Origin of the sequence: Martelella sp. NC20, from assembly GCF_013459645.1 — a bacterium.
GTDB lineage: Bacteria > Pseudomonadota > Alphaproteobacteria > Rhizobiales > Rhizobiaceae > Martelella.
The window spans coordinates 3,807,038-3,823,729 of sequence record NZ_CP054861.1; the positions used below are offsets into that span (position 1 = coordinate 3,807,038).

Annotated in this window: 19 protein-coding genes; 11 read left to right on the forward strand and 8 right to left on the reverse strand. The window is 63.8% G+C overall.

Translation table 11 applies throughout. The features are described from left to right. Positions 1 to 13: 13 nt before the first annotated feature. Positions 14 to 316, reverse strand: coding sequence for an FAD assembly factor SdhE (locus HQ843_RS18220; RefSeq protein WP_180901824.1), 303 nt, complete (start codon positions 314 to 316; stop codon positions 14 to 16). A gap of 92 nt (positions 317 to 408) precedes the next feature. On the opposite strand from HQ843_RS18220, the gene recG reads away from it, so the two are divergent. Then, a complete protein-coding gene (gene recG, locus HQ843_RS18225) occupies positions 409 to 2,508 on the forward strand; it encodes an ATP-dependent DNA helicase RecG (protein ID WP_180903272.1) in 2,100 nt (699 codons plus the stop codon). 262 nt (positions 2,509 to 2,770) lie between these two features. Here recG and HQ843_RS18230 read toward each other — a convergent pair whose 3' ends face one another. Together HQ843_RS18230 and HQ843_RS18235 are read right to left on the reverse strand one after the other, a co-directional pair. Beyond that, positions 2,771 to 4,288, reverse strand: coding sequence for an ATP-binding protein (locus tag HQ843_RS18230; RefSeq protein ID WP_180901823.1), 1,518 nt, complete (start codon positions 4,286 to 4,288; stop codon positions 2,771 to 2,773). 140 nt (positions 4,289 to 4,428) lie between these two features. After that, complete coding sequence (locus tag HQ843_RS18235) at positions 4,429 to 5,136, reverse strand: ArsR/SmtB family transcription factor (protein ID WP_457769310.1); 708 nt, start codon at positions 5,134 to 5,136, stop codon at positions 4,429 to 4,431. Between the two features lie 124 nt (positions 5,137 to 5,260). Between HQ843_RS18235 and HQ843_RS18240 the strand changes: the two genes are divergently transcribed. Next, a complete protein-coding gene (locus tag HQ843_RS18240; protein WP_210275324.1) occupies positions 5,261 to 5,470 on the forward strand; it encodes a DUF1127 domain-containing protein in 210 nt (69 codons plus the stop codon). Between the two features lie 14 nt (positions 5,471 to 5,484). Here the strand turns inward: HQ843_RS18240 and mntR are convergent, their stop codons facing one another. Further along, complete coding sequence (mntR, locus tag HQ843_RS18245; RefSeq protein WP_180901821.1) at positions 5,485 to 5,931, reverse strand: manganese-binding transcriptional regulator MntR; 447 nt, start codon at positions 5,929 to 5,931, stop codon at positions 5,485 to 5,487. Positions 5,932 to 6,114: 183 nt separating this feature from the next. Between mntR and HQ843_RS18250 the strand changes: the two genes are divergently transcribed. Continuing rightward, entirely contained in the window at positions 6,115 to 7,428 is a 1,314-nt protein-coding gene (locus HQ843_RS18250; protein ID WP_180901820.1) for an Nramp family divalent metal transporter, read from the forward strand. Positions 7,429 to 7,534: 106 nt separating this feature from the next. On the opposite strand, the gene HQ843_RS18255 is transcribed toward HQ843_RS18250, so the two are convergent. The 3 genes from HQ843_RS18255 to HQ843_RS18265 all read right to left on the reverse strand — a co-directional run bounded on the left by HQ843_RS18255 (position 7,535) and on the right by HQ843_RS18265 (position 9,985). Beyond that, a complete protein-coding gene (locus HQ843_RS18255; protein WP_180901819.1) occupies positions 7,535 to 8,098 on the reverse strand; it encodes a TetR/AcrR family transcriptional regulator in 564 nt (187 codons plus the stop codon). A 290-nt stretch (positions 8,099 to 8,388) separates the two neighbouring features. Next, positions 8,389 to 9,207 (reverse strand): glutamate racemase, encoded by an 819-nt coding sequence (murI, locus tag HQ843_RS18260; RefSeq protein WP_180901818.1) that lies wholly within the window; start codon positions 9,205 to 9,207, stop codon positions 8,389 to 8,391. Then, positions 9,188 to 9,985 carry an RNA methyltransferase gene (locus tag HQ843_RS18265; RefSeq protein WP_180901817.1) on the reverse strand — a complete coding sequence of 266 codons (798 nt, stop codon included), beginning with the start codon at positions 9,983 to 9,985 and terminating at the stop codon, positions 9,188 to 9,190. The genes murI and HQ843_RS18265 overlap by 20 nt, the downstream gene beginning before the upstream one ends. Positions 9,986 to 10,118: 133 nt before the next feature. On the opposite strand from HQ843_RS18265, the gene recQ reads away from it, so the two are divergent. Continuing rightward, complete coding sequence (gene recQ, locus HQ843_RS18270) at positions 10,119 to 11,939, forward strand: DNA helicase RecQ (RefSeq protein ID WP_180902137.1); 1,821 nt, start codon at positions 10,119 to 10,121, stop codon at positions 11,937 to 11,939. A 10-nt stretch (positions 11,940 to 11,949) separates the two neighbouring features. Here the strand turns inward: recQ and HQ843_RS18275 are convergent, their stop codons facing one another. Next, entirely contained in the window at positions 11,950 to 12,390 is a 441-nt protein-coding gene (locus HQ843_RS18275; RefSeq protein WP_180901816.1) for a VOC family protein, read from the reverse strand. A gap of 340 nt (positions 12,391 to 12,730) precedes the next feature. Here HQ843_RS18275 and rplM point away from each other — a divergent pair, with 340 nt between their 5' ends. The 7 genes from rplM (at position 12,731) to HQ843_RS18310 (ending at position 16,686) form a co-directional block, all read left to right on the forward strand. Beyond that, a complete protein-coding gene (rplM, locus tag HQ843_RS18280; protein ID WP_180901815.1) occupies positions 12,731 to 13,195 on the forward strand; it encodes a 50S ribosomal protein L13 in 465 nt (154 codons plus the stop codon). Beyond that, positions 13,195 to 13,674, forward strand: a complete 480-nt coding sequence (rpsI, locus tag HQ843_RS18285) for a 30S ribosomal protein S9 (protein WP_180901814.1) — start codon at positions 13,195 to 13,197, stop codon at positions 13,672 to 13,674. Before rplM ends, rpsI begins: the two co-directional genes overlap by 1 nt. Before the next feature lie 117 nt (positions 13,675 to 13,791). Continuing rightward, a complete protein-coding gene (locus HQ843_RS18290; RefSeq protein ID WP_180901813.1) occupies positions 13,792 to 14,436 on the forward strand; it encodes a GntR family transcriptional regulator in 645 nt (214 codons plus the stop codon). 192 nt (positions 14,437 to 14,628) lie between these two features. Next, positions 14,629 to 15,198 carry a biotin transporter BioY gene (locus HQ843_RS18295; protein ID WP_180901812.1) on the forward strand — a complete coding sequence of 190 codons (570 nt, stop codon included), beginning with the start codon at positions 14,629 to 14,631 and terminating at the stop codon, positions 15,196 to 15,198. Further along, positions 15,195 to 15,617, forward strand: coding sequence for a DUF1284 domain-containing protein (locus tag HQ843_RS18300; protein WP_180901811.1), 423 nt, complete (start codon positions 15,195 to 15,197; stop codon positions 15,615 to 15,617). Before HQ843_RS18295 ends, HQ843_RS18300 begins: the two co-directional genes overlap by 4 nt. A 53-nt stretch (positions 15,618 to 15,670) precedes the next feature. Beyond that, complete coding sequence (locus HQ843_RS18305) at positions 15,671 to 15,886, forward strand: hypothetical protein (protein WP_180901810.1); 216 nt, start codon at positions 15,671 to 15,673, stop codon at positions 15,884 to 15,886. Positions 15,887 to 15,915: 29 nt separating this feature from the next. Beyond that, positions 15,916 to 16,686: an SDR family oxidoreductase gene (locus HQ843_RS18310; RefSeq protein ID WP_180901809.1), complete on the forward strand. Its 771-nt coding sequence runs from the start codon at positions 15,916 to 15,918 to the stop codon at positions 16,684 to 16,686. Positions 16,687 to 16,692: the final 6 nt, after the last annotated feature.

Sequence of the window (16,692 nt, forward strand, 5' to 3'; positions counted from 1 at the left end):
GCTCGGCTGCGTTTCAGGCGGTTTTGCCGACCGGATCGAAATCCGGCCGGTAGGCGGCGATGCGTTCAAACAGCGGCATGCGCATATGCTCAGGCACGGGCGCCGCGCCATTGATCCACGTGATCAGGTCGTTGTCTTCCTCGGCCATGATCGCCTCGAACTGGTCGAGCGTCATGTCGTCCATGGCGGCGATATTTTCCTCGGCATATTGGCCGAGGATCAGGTCCATCTCGCGAATGCCGCGGTGCCACGCGCGAAACAGCATGCGCCGCCGCCGCGGGTCAAGGTCGGCGCTGGTGCGCTTCAAACCGGTCATTTCGATACCTTCTCTGTTGATTGGCCTCTATAGCGGCTCGTTTCGCGCTTGTCAGCCTTGCCAAAGCCGCTCAGTGGGTACATTTCAAAAATATGCGACCCGCATTGCTCGATCCCCTGTTCGCTCCCGTCTCCTCGCTTCCGGGGATCGGGCCGAAACTTGCCAAGCTGCTGCTGCGGCTGACCGGCAGCGAGGACGAGGCGCGCGTCATCGATCTCGTGTTCCATGCGCCGACTTCCGTGATCGACCGGCGGCTGAAGCCGGGCATCGCACACCTGCCCGAAGGCGCGATCGTGACGGTGGAGGGCCGGGTCGACCGCCACCAGCCCGCGCCCTCCCGCTCCAACGCGCCCTATCGGGTCTATCTCCATGACGAGACCGGCGAACTGACGCTGACCTTCTTTCATGCCAAGGCCGACTGGCTGGAAAAATCGCTGCCGGCGGGCGAAACCGTGGTGGTGAGCGGCCGTGCCGAATGGTTCAACGGCCGCCCCACCATGGTGCATCCCGATTATATCGTGCCGGCAGACAAGGCCGATACGCTGCCGACGGTGGAGCCGGTCTATCCGATGACGGCCGGCCTTTCGGCAAAAATCCTGCGCCGGTCGATCGAGGCGGCACTTGCGCGCGTTCCGGCCTTTCCCGAATGGATCGACCCCGAAATCGTTGCGCGGCAGGGCTTTCCCGCAACCGGAGAAGCGCTTTCCGCGCTGCACAATCCCCGCGACGAAACCGATATCGAGCCGCAATCGCCGGCGCGCCGCAGGCTTGCCTATGACGAATTTCTGGCCGGCCAGCTTTCGCTGTCGCTGGTCAGAAGCCGCATGCGCAAGGCCAGGGGCCGGCCGGTGCGGCCAAGTGGCGCGCTCTCGGAAAAAGTGGTCGCCGCCCTGCCCTTCGAGCTCACGTCCGGCCAGCAACAGGCGGTGGCTGCGATCCTGGGCGACATGGCGCAGGAAACCCGGATGCTGCGCATGCTGCAGGGCGATGTCGGCTCCGGCAAGACTATTGTCGGCCTGCTCGCCATGCTGGCCGTGGTCGAGGATGGCGGCCAGGCGGTGCTGATGGCACCGACCGAAATCCTGGCGCGCCAGCATTACGAGGGCATCGCGGCGCTTGCCGCAAAGGCCGGCGTAACCGTCAGCCTGCTGACCGGCAAGACCAAAGCGCGCGACCGCAAGCAGATCGAGGCCCAGATCGCCAGCGGCGAGGCCGGGATCGTCATCGGCACCCACGCATTGTTTCAGGACAATGTCGCCTATCATGATCTCAGGCTCGCCATCGTCGACGAGCAGCACCGTTTCGGCGTGCATCAGCGGTTGCGGCTGACAGCCAAGGGCATGGCCCCGCATCTTCTGGTGATGTCGGCAACGCCGATCCCGCGCACGCTGGTGCTCGCCGCCTTCGGCGACATGGATGTCTCCAACCTCACCGAAAAACCGGCCGGGCGAAAGCCGATCCAGACCGTGACGATCCCGCTGGAGCGGATCGGCGATATTGTCGGCCGGCTGCGCGATGCACTGGTCCAAGGAAAAAAATCCTACTGGATCTGCCCGCTGGTCGAGGAATCGGAGGCCGTAGACCTGATGTCGGCCGAGGAGCGATACGAAACGCTGGCAAAGGCGCTCGGTCCCGATAAGGTCGGCCTCATTCATGGCCGCATGTCGTCCGCCGACAAGGATGCGGCGATGGAGGCATTCCGGTCGGGCGAAACCCGCCTTCTGGTTGCCACCACCGTGGTGGAAGTGGGCGTCGACGTGCCGGATGCCTCGATCATCGTGATCGAACATGCCGAGCGCTTCGGCCTTGCCCAGCTTCACCAGTTGCGCGGCCGGGTCGGGCGCGGCGACGAGGCTTCCTCCTGCATCCTGCTCTACAAGGGGCCGCTTTCGGAAATGGGCCACGCCCGGCTTTCGGTGCTGCGCGAAAGCAATGACGGCTTTCGCATCGCCGAGGAGGATCTGAAACTGCGCGGCGAAGGCGAGCTTCTCGGCACCCGCCAGTCCGGCATACCCGGCTTTCGCTTTGGAAGTCTGGAAGCGCACGGCGATATCCTCGCCATCGCCCGCAAGGACGCCGGCTATATCGTCAACAAGGATCCGGAGCTGCAGAGCGAGCGCGGCGCGGCGCTTAGAACCCTGCTCTACCTGTTCCGCCGCGACGAGGCGATCCGCTATCTGAGCGCGGGTTAGCGCGGTCCATAGCCTCACCCCTCTCCGGCCTGACCAACCGCGAGGCAATCGCATATGGCTTCGCGACTTGCTCCCGATACTCTCTCCCGCTTGCGGGAGAGATGCCCCGAAAGGGGCAGTGAGGGTGAAGCAGCGTTTCCGCTTGCGAGGGCGTTTGCGGGGATAGACTCGACCCTCACTGTCGCTGTCGCGACATCTCTCCCCTCCGGGGCGAGAAGGTTTGCGGGCTGTGCGGCGAAGCCATATGCAATCGCCCTGCCTCCTAATTATTCCGCAGCATCCGCCGCTCGCCGGCATCGGCCGGCGCGTCTGGATCGCCGCCTTCGGTCCTGGCGTCGAGATCGGGGAAGGCGACGACGCGTTTGCCGCCGGGCTCGGTGTGGAGCACGATCAGGCCCTGTTCCTCGAACCAGTCGAGGAAGCGGCGGGCGCGGCGGGCGGAATGGGTGCCGTAAGCGCGCGCGATCGTCGCGTCCGAGGGGCACGGATCGCCGGTAAGTGCGGCCTTGGCCAGCATCAGGAACACGCCCTGCAGGTCATCGGTGACATGCGGCGTCAGCGACAGCGCCATCTGCCAGGCCTCGCTTTCAGCCATCGCGTCATCGACGCCGGAACGGGCGACCGCGAGCCGGCGACGGAAATCGGACATGGACAGCGGCGCACCGGATATCCGCTTCATGCGACCGCGCATCAGGAAATCCTGGTAAAGCTCTGAATCCGAACGGAAAGCGGATTCCTTTCCCTCCGCGATCTCGGCCAGCGTCATCGCGATCCAGTCTTCGCGCTCCTCATCGCTCATCGACGCCATGCGCGGACCGCGCGGTTCCGGCGCGCTATCGGCGGACTGGGCAAGCTGGTCGATGATGTCGATGGTCGGGCGCGGGCGGGGCGTTACCCGGCGCGGCGCGCTCGCCTGCCGGGCGAGGTCTTCGGGATCGGGCGTGAAGATCAGATCGTCGACATCCTCCGGCTTGTCGGGAAGCGGCATCAGCTTGGGGCTGGAGGAACGCGCCGAGGTTTCCACCGGACCGATGATCACCTTGAGCGGGCGGCGCGACAGCGCGGGCCCGAGCGCCACGAAATTGCCGCGCTTCAGGTCGCGGAACTGTTCGGCCTGGCGGCGGTCCATGCCGAGAAGATCGGCCGCGCGCGCCATGTCGATATCGAGAAAGGTCCGCCCCATCAGGAAATTGGAGGCCTCGGCGGCGACGTTCTTGGCAAGCTTGGCGAGCCGCTGGGTGGCGATCACGCCGGCGAGCCCGCGCTTTCTGCCCCGGCACATCAGATTGGTCATGGCGCCCAGCGATTGCCGGCGCACCTCCTCGGCTACCTCTCCGCCGCCGGACGGCGCGAACATCTGGGCCTCGTCGACCACGGTCAGCACCGGATACCAGTGATCCCGATCGGCATCGAACAGCGCGTTGAGGAAGGTGGCGGCGGTGCGCATCTGGTCCTCGATCTCGAGGCCTTCCAGCGTCAGAACGCAGGAGACGCGGTGCTGGCGGATGCGGTTGGCAATGCCGATCAGTTCGCCTTCGGAGCGCTCGCCATCGACCACGACATGGCCGAAAGAATCCGAAAGCGTGACGAAATCGCCCTCGGGATCGATCACCACCTGCTGCACCCATTTGGCCGATTGTTCGAGCAGGCGGCGCAGAAGATGCGACTTGCCGGAGCCGGAATTGCCCTGCACCAGAAGCCGGGTCGCCAGCAATTCCTCGATATCGAGACTGGCCACGTCACCGGTCGATGTCGTTCCCATATCGATGTCGACTTGCACTTTCGCCTTCGCCTTCGTTTCGGATGGAGTTGCCGGGGACATGCCGCAGGTTTGCGAGGACGGGTATCCGCCGGCCCTGCTATAGCAGGTCGGCGCGGGCGCGGTCGTGCGGCGGCGGGCGTTACCCACAGCTTTCCGCCTCACGCAACAATGCGCAGCACCGCCGGGTCGATCGCGAATGTGGCCGCAAAACCCGCCTGTCCTTCCCGCGTCAGCGTCAGCGCCCGGCCTTCCCTTGCCGGGCGAAGCCAGTGGCGCTCTGAGCAGCGCGCGAGCATGGCCGCTCCCAGCCAGCCTCCGATATGGTGGCGGCGCTCGCTCCAGTCGAGGCAGGTGCGGCATAGCGCGCGCCGGCTTTTCCCGGCCTCTGCGAGCGGCACACCGAACTCGCAGAAGAAAGTCCGGCCCGTTTCGGTCACCAGCCCCGCGGCCCCTTCGAATTCCAGATATCCCGATTGCACCAGCGAATCGGTGATGCCGACGGCGATGGCGCCAGCCATGTGGTCGTAGCAGGTGCGCGCAACCCGCATCGCCTCGTCCTTCGGCCCGGTCGGGCGGTGGCGGGCAGGTCCCGTCGTCGACAGCAGGCTCAGATGTTCCAGCGTCTCGGCCACCTCGGCAGAAGCGAGACGGAAATAGCGGTGCCTGCCCTGCTTTTCGACCGTCACCAGCGCGCCGTCGACAAGGCGGGCCAGATGGCCACTCGCCGTCTGCGGCGATACGCCGGCGACGGCGGCAAGTTCACCCGCCGTCAGCGCCTTTCCGCCCAGAAGCGCGGAGAGCATGTTCGCCCGCGCGACATCGCCGATGAGGGCCGCGATCGAGGCAAGCGTGTTTGCGGAAACCATGTTTGTCATGCGCCCAATCTAGCACCGCGGGCACGCGCCGTCTGCGGCGATCGTTTCGGCCGCGACCGAAACAATCGCTACGGCAGCAGCATAGAACCTCCCGGAAACCGTGAGGATAAACCCTATGACCGATTCCATCTCAGCACGGAGCGCGACGCCTTTCCGCGTTATCCGCCGCGCCGCGGATCTTCTGATTCGCACCGTTTTCGTCCGCTGGCCGCAGAGGCGTCGCCAGCGCATGGCGCTGCTGGAACTTTCAGACGATCATCTGAAGGATGTCGGCGTCACGCCAGCCGAGGCGCGCAACGAAGCCGGCCGATCATTCTGGGACTAGAAACCCTACCGGCGTCAGCGTTGGTGGGCCGCGCCTTTCGCGCCCAGGAAGGCCGCGAAGGCCTTCAGAGTCTCCTCAGAAACATGGTGCTCGATGCCCTCGGCGTCGAGTTCGGCGGCATCGGCCGGCACGCCGACAGCCAGCAGCAGTTCGCGCACGATCCGGTGGCGCTGCCGCGCCTTCTCTGCCATGGCCTCGCCCGCTGGCGTCAGGAACACGCCGCGATAGGGGCGCGATGTCGCCAGTCCCTCGCGCTTCAGCCGCGCGACGGCCTTGGTTGCCGTCGGGTGCGCAACCCCCATCGAGCGGGCGATATCGGCAATCCGCGCCTCGCCATGCTCGGCCATCAGATCGGCGATCAGCTCGGTATAGTCTTCCAGAAGCGCGCTCGCGCGCTCGGACCGCATTTTTGAAAACCGGTCGGCCGCATCACAATCGGATGGTCTGCTGTCATCGCTCATCGGCCACTCTCCAAAAGTCCCAACCAATCTGTAGCCGAGGGTAAATTATCGTCTATCCCTTGTACCCGGTGGCGACCAGCAAGGCAAACCGCCATTGGTCACGACCTCGAATAACGCCAATTGACAAAAATGTAGCCCAGGCTATATTTCGAACAATTCCAGAAACTGCGGTGCGCCCTCCCCATGGCAGACCTGACCACCAAACGTCGTTCCCTGACGGACAGAACCAATACGGCCATCGAGGAAGCGCTCGCCTCCGGACGGGTGCGGCCGAAATCGGCTTTGCTGTTTGTCGGGCCCGCGGTGATTGCCGCGATTGCCTATGTCGATCCCGGCAATTACGCCACCAATATCCAGGCTGGCGCGGGCTACGGCTACACGCTGCTGTGGGTGGTTCTGTTCGCCAATCTGGTCGCCATGCTGTTTCAGGCGCTGTCGGCCAAGCTCGGCATCGTGACCGGACGCAACCTGGCGGAAGTCTGCCGCGATGAGTTTTCCAAACCGGTCGTGATCCTGCTCTGGATCGTCAGCGAGATCGCGGCGATGGCGACCGATCTTGCCGAATTCCTCGGCGGCGCGATCGGGCTCGCACTGCTGTTCAGGATGCCGCTGATGGCGGGCATGGGCGTCACCGCGGTCGTCACCTATGCCATTCTGCTGTTCGAGCGGCGCGGGTTCCGGCCGATGGAACTGATCATCGGCGCCATGATCGGCGTGATCGGGCTTTGCTACATCATCGAGCTTTTCATTGCGCCCGTGGCCTGGGGCGAAGCCGCGGCGGGCATGGTTCGTCCGGACATTCCCGATGCCGCCGCCCTTGCGATCGCCGTCGGCATTATCGGCGCGACGGTGATGCCGCATGCGGTCTATCTCCATTCCGGTCTCACCCAGCATCGCGTGGCCGTCAAAAGCGAGGCCGAACGCCGACGCGTTCTGCGGTTTTCCAATATCGAGGTGGTGGCGGCCCTTGCGATCGCCGGCGTGGTCAATATGGCGATGGTGATGATGGCCGCAGGCGCGTTTCACAACGGCCACAGCGAGGTCGCCGAAATCGAGACCGCATACCACACGCTGACGCCCCTGCTTGGCGGCGCGGCGGCGGCCGCTTTTCTCATCTCGCTGATTGCGTCCGGCATTTCCAGCTCCGTCGTCGGCACCATGGCCGGGCAGATGATCATGCAGGGCTTTGTCGGTTTCCGGATTCCGATCTGGCTGCGGCGGCTGATCACCATGGTGCCGGCGTTTGTCGTCGTGGCGCTTGGCGTCAACGCCACCCAGGCGCTGGTCGTCAGCCAGATCATCCTCTCGATCGCGCTGCCGGTGCCGATGATCTCGCTGGTGATCTTCACCCGCAACCGCCGGATCATGGGCGAGTATGCCAACGGCCGCATCATCGGCGCGCTCGCCATCCTTGGCGCAATCGCCGTGCTCGGACTGAACTGCGTGCTGCTCGCCCAGACCTTCGGCGTGCCGATTCCCGGGCTGGCTGCGGGTTGAGCGTTAGAGCATTTCCGGTGAAAACGGGATCACCGGAAATGCTCTATTTATTTGTTTTGACGCATTTTCGCGGACGTCAGGGGTTTCCACCTGACTGCGAAATGCTCTAAAGCCCGTTGATCCACATCTTCAGCCTTGCCCCCTCGCGCGCCAGAAGCTCGGGGTTGCGGGCATTTTGCGCCAGCAGCGATGCGCCCTGAAGCGATGACTGGAGTTGCAGCGCCAGCGCCTCGGCATCCTCGCCATGCCCCATTTCGGCAAATTGTTCGGCCATCCATGCCATCGGCGCGGCAAGCAGCGGGAAGGCTTCCACCGCAGCCTTGTCGCCGGCCTTCAGAAGTTCCGCGCTCAGCGAGCCCGTCGGGCAGCCCTTCAGCGCGATCTCCCCGGCATTGCCGACAGTCGCGTTCACAAACGCAACCAGCCGGGCCTTGGGTGACGGCAGGCCGGCCAGCTCGGTCTTGAGGCTTTCGAACTGGCCCTTGCGATGGTCGAGGATCGCGGTCGCGATATCGTCCCTGGTCTTGAAATAATAATAGACATTGCCGAGCGGCACGCCGGATTCCCGGGCGATGTCGGCGATCGTGGTGCGGGTATAGCCCTGCCGGTAGGCAAGGTTGACAGCGGCTTCCACCAGCTTTTCGCGTTTTCCAATATCTCGCTTGCTCAATTGCGACCTCAACCTGCGGGGTTTCATCTGTTCTGAATGATATTGGTCGCCCTGCCAAGCCGGCCTGATGAGCGCAATCGATACCGCGCCCGATTCATACATTAAGTTATGTAACTAACTATTATAAGTCAGGCAACTTACTTTATGCCCAGAATTACTTGCGCGCCGGGCCAAGGCGCGAATTGGCGGCATTCATTTCGGAACGATCGAGGATCCCCGCGGCGCGAAGAAACATCGCGGCAGCTCAGGTCGGGGAATGACGGATAAAGATCGGCGGGGCCGAAAACGCGCTATCGCCGCGCTGCGATCTTCAGGCCGAAACCCTGCATCAGCCGCACGGTTTCCGGGCGCAGGTTTTCGCCGGTGAAGATCACGAAATCATGATTGGGGCCGCCATCCGCGCTGGCGGCCGGCTTTCCCAGCACGCGCTTTGCCTGCATGGCGATGGCCTCGGCCGGGTTGAGCCAGTCCACCGGCCAGGGCGCGAGCTTGCGGAAGCGGTTGGCAAGGAACGGATAGTGGGTGCAGGCCAGCACCACGATATCGGTGCGCCTGCCCTCCTCCTCGACGAAACAGGGGGCGATTTCGGCCCAGAGCGCCGAATCGGCCACCGCGATGCCGCAGATATAATCCTCCGCAAGGGTTGCCAGATATCGCGATCCGACGAGGCGCGCATGGCAATGACTGGCAAAACTCTCGATCAGCGCCCTAGTGTAATCGCGCTTCACCGTCACCGGCGTGGCCAGCACGGAGATGAGGCCGGAAACGGTGCGCTCGGCGGCCGGCTTGATGGCGGGTACGGTGCCCACGAAAACGGTCGCGGGAAACTTCTCGCGCAGCGCCGCGCCCGCAAGCGTGAAGGCGGTGTTGCAGGCGATGATCACGCAGGCCGGGCGGATGTCCTCAAGCAGTCTTTCGAACAGGCGCAGAAGGTGGTCGAGCAACGCCCCCTCCTCCCAGTCGCCATAAGGAAAGGCGGCGTTATCGGCGATATAGACGAAGCGGCGCTCCGGCATCAGCATCCGCGCCTCGCGCAGCACCGTCAGTCCGCCAATGCCGGAATCGAAGATCAGAACCGGGCCGTCGCTGTCATAGGTCATCGCCGCCATCCTGGCCGCGCGGGTTCTTGCGGGTATAGCGATCGAGCGAGGAGATCACCCCGCGCACCACATGGATCTCCTGCGTGCTCATCGCCCTGCGAGTGAATACGGCCCGCAGATTGTCTATCATTTTAGGCTTTTTGTCGGCAGGGCGGAAATAGCCGCGCGCCTCCAGCGCCTCTTCGAGATGATCGAACAGGCCGAACAGGTTTTCCTTGGTTGCCGGCGTCTGTTCCATCGCCTGAAACGGCGTCTCGGTCTCATCCGCCATGCCGGATTTCATCCATTCATACGACATCAGCAGCACGGCCTGGGCGATATTGAGCGAGGCGAAGGCGGGATTGACCGGGAAAGTCACGATCTCGTCGGCGAGCGCCACCTCCTCGTTCTTGAGCCCCCAGCGCTCGCGCCCGAACAGGATGCCGCAACGCTCCCCTGCCCTGTGGCGCGCGCGCAGCGTATCGGCGGCAACCGTCGGACCGCGCACCGGCTTGAAGCCGTCGCGGCTGCGGGCGGTGGTGGCATAGGCAAAGTTGAGATCGGCGATCGCGTCCTCGAGCCGGTCGAACACCTGAACGCCATCGATCACATGATCGGCCTTGGAGGCGGCGGAGCGGGCGCTGTCACTCGGCCAGCCGTCGCGCGGCTCGACGAGGCGCAGTTCGGCAAGGCCGAAATTGGCCATGGCGCGCGCCACCATGCCGATATTCTCGCCCAGTTGCGGATTGACCAGAATGATCACGGGGCCTTCCGCGATAAGCGGACGCTCGCTGTTCGTGCCTGCCATGGTTGCCTGCCTTTGTCTGTTGTTTGGGCTTATCGCCCCGGCGGGAGCCGAATGCAAGAAAAAGGCAGTGGGCAGACGCTTTCCCGTGCAACGCGTGCTTGGCCTTCGGGACGCGCCGCGTTATGGCTTGCTGATGTCAAATGCCGCCACCGCCGATCCGCTCGCCATCCTGAAATCCGTCTACGGCTATTCCGCCTTTCGGGGCAAGCAGCAGGCTGTGGTCGAGCAGGTGGTTGCGGGCGGCGATGCGGTCGTGCTGTTTCCCACGGGCGCGGGCAAATCGCTCTGCTATCAGGTGCCGGCGCTCTGCCGCCCGGGCGTGGCGCTGGTGGTCTCGCCGCTGATCGCGCTGATGCGCGACCAGGTGGAGGCGCTGAAGCAGCTCGGCGTTCGCGCCGCAGCACTCAACTCAACGCTTTCGCGCGAGGAATATGGCGCGATCCGCAGCGGGCTCGACAACGCAACGCTCGATCTTCTCTACGTGACCCCGGAACGGATGGCGACCGCCGGTTTCCGCGAGATAATGGCAGGCGTCGAGATCGCGCTGATCGCGATTGATGAGGCGCATTGCGTCTCCCAATGGGGTCACGATTTCCGCCCGGAATACCGTTCGCTTGATGCGCTGAAGCAGATCTTTCCCGGCGTGCCGCGCATGGCGCTGACGGCAACCGCCGATCCACATACCCGCGAGGACATTATCGAGCGGCTGGCGCTGGAGGAGGCGGAGGTGTTCACCACCTCCTTCGACCGGCCGAACATCGCCTATGAAATCATCGAACGCGACCAGCCGCGCCGGCAATTGCTGGATTTCCTTGCCCGTCACAAGGGCGACAGCGGAATCGTCTACTGCCTGTCGCGCGCCAAGGTGGAAGACACCGCCGAATGGCTGAACGGCCAGGGCATTCGCGCCCTTGCCTATCACGCCGGCATGGATCGCGAACGCCGCGATGCCAATCAGGACGCATTTCTGAAGGAGGAAGAGCTTTGCCTGGTCGCGACCGTCGCCTTCGGCATGGGCATCGACAAGCCGAATGTCCGCTATGTCGCCCATCTCGACCTGCCGGGCTCGGTTGAGGCCTATTATCAGGAGACCGGGCGCGCGGGCCGCGACGGCCTGCCGTCGGATGCCTGGATGGTGTACGGCATGGCCGATGTGGTGCAGCGCGGGCGCATGATCGATGGCGGCAATGCAGTGGAAGAGATCAAGCGGGTCGAGCGCGCCAAGCTCAACGCCCTGCTCGGCATCTGCGAAACGTCGGGCTGCCGCAGACAGGCGATCCTCGCCCATTTCGGCGAGGCCCATCCCGGCGGCTGCGGCAATTGCGATACCTGCCTGAAGCCGGTCGAAACCTGGGACGGCACGGAAGCCGCGATCAAGGCGATGGCTGCGATATACCGCACCGGCGAGCGTTTCGGCGCCGGCCACCTGATCGACGTGCTGACCGGCAAGGAGACCGAACGGACCGAACGCTTCGGCCATGCGCAAATGCCGGTCTTCGGCGCGGGCAGCGACCTGCCGGTCAAGATCTGGCAGTCGGTCTACCGGCAATTGCTGGCCGCCGACCTGATCACCGTCGACCATGAGGCCTATGGCGCGCTGAAGCTGATGCCCGAAGCCCGCGCGGTATTTCGCAAGGAAAAGACCGTGCGCTTTCGCACCGACCGTCCGACGCGCGGCAAGACGACCGGATCGGCAAGGCGCGGCAGCGAGAAACGGGCGGCCGTTCCGGAGGAAAACCGCGCCCTGTTCGAGGCCTTGCGCGCAACCCGCACGGCGCTTGCCAAGGAACATGGCGTGCCGCCCTATGTCATCTTCCCCGACACCACCCTGATCGCGCTCGCCGCCGAGCGGCCGACAACGCCGGATGCAATGCTTGCGGTCTCCGGCGTCGGCCAGACCAAGCTGGAGCGCTACGGCGAGGAATTCCTCGCCGTGATCCGTACGCATGGCTGACCGAATGCTACTATTCGGGCAGGACCATATGCCCATTTTCATCCAGCGGCGAGAACGGGTTGAACGCCACTTCCCACAAATGGCCGTCCGGGTCCGCGAAATAGCCGCTATAGCCGCCCCAGAACACCTTTTCGGCCGGCTTTACGATGCGCGCCCCGCAGCTTTCGGCGAAAGCCAGCGCCGCGTCGACTTCGGCTTCAGATTCGAGATTGTAGGCGAGCGCCACACCTGAAAAGGACGAGGCGTTTTCTTCCACTCCCTCGATCCCGGCATCTTCCGCCAGCGCCTTTCTGCCGAACAGGCCGAGCACGATCCCGTCGAGCGCGAAGAAGGTCACGCTCTCCTGCGAGGCCGATGATCTGCTCCAGCCCAGCCGCTCGTAGAACGCTGTCGCCTCTGCGATGTCCTCCACGCCAAGCGTGATCATGCTGATCCTGCGATCGAACTTCATCTGTACCGCTCCCAAGTTATGTTCTCTTTATGTTCCACAAATTGACGCGCAAAGTCAATCGCCAAAGCGCCTCTTGTACTGTGAAATTTCCCCATCATCGCGGCGCGATCCGCCGAACGATATGTGGTAACTAAATACCGTATTTTTAAGCGATTGATATAAAACAATTATTTTGGCTTTCGCGCCAATTTAGCCGCTTGACCATTGCCACGGACGCCTCTATACAACCGCCAGCATATCCGGCAAGGCCGAATATGTGATCAGGCTTGGGCATTTTCCCAAGCAAAGCAACAAGAAACGTCCACCCTTCGGGGCTGGAATTAAAATCGAGAGCAACACAATGGTTACCTTCTCCCAGAAGCCCGCAGAGGTGGAAAAGAAGTGGATCGTGATCGATGCCGAAGGTCTCGTCCTCGGCCGTCTCGCTTCACTCGTCGCCATGCGCCTGCGCGGCAAGCACAAAGCCACCTACACCCCGCATGTTGACGACGGCGACAATGTCATCGTCATCAATGCCGACAAGGTCGCCATGACCGGCAAGAAGTACACCGACAAGGTCTACTACTGGCACACCGGCTATCCCGGCGGCATCAAGGAACGCACTGCGCGCCAGATCATCGAGGGCCGTTTCCCGGAACGCGTCATCGAAAAGGCTGTCGAGCGCATGGTTCCGCGCGGCCCGCTCGGCCGCCGCCAGATGAAGAACCTGCGCGTCTATGCAGGCACCAACCACCCCCATGAAGCCCAGCAGCCCGAAGCCCTCGACGTTGCCAAGCTCAACAAGAAGAATGTGAGGAGCGCATAATGGCCGATCTGTCCGATCTGAAGACGCTTGGCGACGTTGCGACCGCTGAAACCACCCCGGCAGCACCGGTTTATGTGCGCAAGGTTGACGACCTTGGCCGCGCCTATGCCACCGGCAAGCGTAAAGACGCCGTCGCCCGCGTATGGGTGAAGGCCGGCAGCGGCAAGATCATCGTCAACGGCAAGGATTTTTCCGAATATTTCGGTCGTCCGGTCCTGCAGATGGTGCTTCAGCAGCCGATCGTCGCTGCCGCCCGTGACGGCCAGTTCGACATCGTCGCAACGGTTGCCGGCGGCGGCCTTTCCGGCCAGGCCGGCGCGGTTCGCCACGGCATTTCCAAGGCGCTGACCTATTTCGAGCCGGGCCTGCGTCCGGTGCTGAAGAAGGGCGGCTTCCTGACCCGCGACAGCCGCGTGGTGGAACGCAAGAAATACGGCCGCGCGAAAGCCCGCCGTTCGTTCCAGTTCTCCAAGCGCTAAGCGCAGGCGGGCGCTGCCCGCTTCATTTGGAACTCATGAAAGGCGGAGCCCGGCGGCCCCGCCTTTTTTGCTGCTCTCCGCTCGACCTCTGCCGCAACTCGGATTATCTATAATTCCATGGCCAAACCGGAATCCATCGCCGCCCGCATCAGCCGCGCCCTTGCCGAACGGATCGTCTCCGGCGAGATCGCGGCAGGCGCGCCGCTCAGGCAGGACCATATCGCCGAGGAGTTCGGCGCCAGCCACGTTCCGGTGCGCGAGGCATTCCGGCGGCTTGAGGCGCAGGGTCTGGTGGAAAGCCAGCCGCGCCGGGGCGTCAGGGTCGCGGGCTTCAGCATGGAGGAGGTGCGCGAGATCGCCGAGATGCGTTCGGCACTGGAAGTGCTGGCGCTGCGCAATGCCGCCCCGCATCTCACCCGCGCCATTCTGGACGAGGCCGAGGATGCGACCCGCGCCGGCGATCAGGCGCGCGATGTCCAGGCATGGGAAGAGGCCAACCGCCGTTTTCACCGGCTGATTCTCGCCCCCTGCGCCATGCCGCGCCTGATGCGCAGCATCGACGATCTTCACACCGCAAGCGCCCGCTTCCTGTTTTCGGGCTGGCGCGCGGAATGGGAAACGCCGACCGATCGCGATCATCGCGCCATTCTTTCGGCGTTGAGCCGCGGCGATGTCGATGCCGCGGTCCTGCTTCTCGGCCGCCATGTGCAATGGATCGGCCAGAAGCCCGCCAAGTCGCAAACCGGCCGCGCAACCCGCTGAAATTCCGGGTTGCCGCCCGCCGGTATCTGGCGTGCGGGCAACGGCGCGTGACCTCAACCCGCGCCCGATCTTTCCCCGTTCTCCACAATAGTCTTCGGTCAAAAGAGGCCGGGGCTTGCTTTGCCTGCCGTTGTGTGGATTCCTTTAGAGATAGATTCTACAAATTATCTATAATTTTGAAAGGCACGTCTCATGCGTTCACTCACACCCGCCCTCCTGCTGGCGTTCAGCCCGCTTGCGCCGCAGAACCGCAGCCTCGCCTGGAAAGCCGCGGCCGTGGTCCTTGGCACCCTGGCCCTCGCGCTATCCTCCTATATCGCCGTGCCGATGGTGCCGGTTCCGGTGACGATGCAGACATTCGCGGTAACGCTGATTGGCGCGCTTTATGGCTGGCGGCTCGGCGGTCTGACCATCATTGCCTGGCTGATGGAGGGCGCTCTGGGTCTGCCCGTTCTGTCAGGCGGCGCCGCCGGCCTTGCCCATTTCATCGGCCCCACGGGCGGCTATCTCTTCGCTTTCCCGATCGCGGGCATGGTCACCGGCTTTCTGGCCGAACGCGGGTGGAACGGCCATCGCGTCGTCCTTGCCTTTCTGGCCATGCTTGCCGGCAATGCGCTTTGCCTTCTGCTCGGCGCGGCCTGGCTCTCGGCCATGATCGGCATTGGCGCGGCGATCACGGCAGGCGTCCTGCCCTTCCTCGTCGGCGCGGTATTGAAATCGGCACTCGCCACCGCCGCACTGAAGGGGCTTGCTCGCCGATGACCATAAGGCTGCGCCCGCACCATCTCCTCTGCATGCTGACCTATGCGGGCAAGGGCTACAGCCCCGCCTTCACGGCCAACATGACGGCAATCGTGGGGCGGATCGCGGGCGGCGAGCCGATCGAAATCGTCTCAGGCGCGGATGATATCTGCAAGCCGCTGCTGGGAGAGGCAGACCCGCATTGCCACCGGGAAAGCGTCGGCGAGCGCGACCAGCGGGCTGCCCGAGATGTCGGCCGTCTGATCGGCGCCTCGGTCGGGCCTGGCACCCGGCTGAGGCTCGATGGAGCGGAAATCGCGCAGCTACGCACTGCATTCGTAAAAGATGACATTCGCAGCGCCTGCGGCGGCTGCGAATGGAGGAAACTGTGCAGTCACGTCGCCTCGGCCGGGTTCGATATCTCCATGCTTGTTTCTTGACAAGGCCTGTCCTCCCTTCGCAGACTTGCGATCATCGGCCGGAATCACCGTCCATGCTCATTTTGCATCTGGCGCTCATCCTCTCCGGCCCGGCGCTTCGCCGTCACTATCTTCGTATCGGATATTGGCTGAATCGGGTGGCGGGCGACATCATGATCCTGCTATCGCTGGACATCAGCGCCGAGGCAAGGCGCGGGCAAGGCAAGAGGCGGCGCCCGCGCTTCTCCATAGGCTTCTTGAAAAAAGAAAATTTGCAGGGTGCCCGTTGAAGGCGCCTCGCCCGACCGGAGATCCTGCCATGGCAATTCTTGACAGTTTTTCGCTTGATGGCCGCGTGGCGTTGATTACCGGGGGGCGGCGCGGATTGGGCTTCGAAATCGCGCGGGCCTATTGCGAAGCTGGGGCCGATGTCGTCATTACCGGCAGGAATGCCGAAGGGCTGGAAGAGGCCTGCGCGCACCTGCGGTCAGCCGGAGGCAGCGCGGAATATGCTGCCTTCGACATCGCCGATCGCGCCGCCCGCGGCAAAGCACTGAACGACATTCTCCAAAGGCGCGGAAAGCTCGATATCCTTGTCAACAATGTCGGCGCGCGAGACCGGCGCAGCCTTGATGCCTTCACGGACGACGAAATCGCGGCTTTCATCGACACGGACCTGCTTGCGGCCGTTTCATTGTCTCGCGATGCCGCGAAAGCGATGAAGCAAAACGGCTACGGCCGACTGATTTTCCTGACATCCGTTCTGGGTGAGCTGGCCTTGCCCGGCGACAGTCTCTACCCCGTCGCCAAACAGGGCCTGGCCGGGCTCACGCGCGCGCTCGCCGTTGAATACGGCCCGTTCGGCATTACCAGCAACGCCATCGCGCCCGGCATGTTCGCCACCGAAACTAACGCGCATCTCGCTACAGACGCAAAGATGCTGGAATTCACCAGAATGCGTGTGCCCCTGCAGCGCTGGGGCCGCCCGCCGGAGATCGCCGGCGCAGCGCTTTTGCTCGCCAGCGAAGCCGGCTCGTTCCTCAACGGCCAGACACTGACCGTCGACGGTGGCCATTCGGTGCGAATGTGATGACAA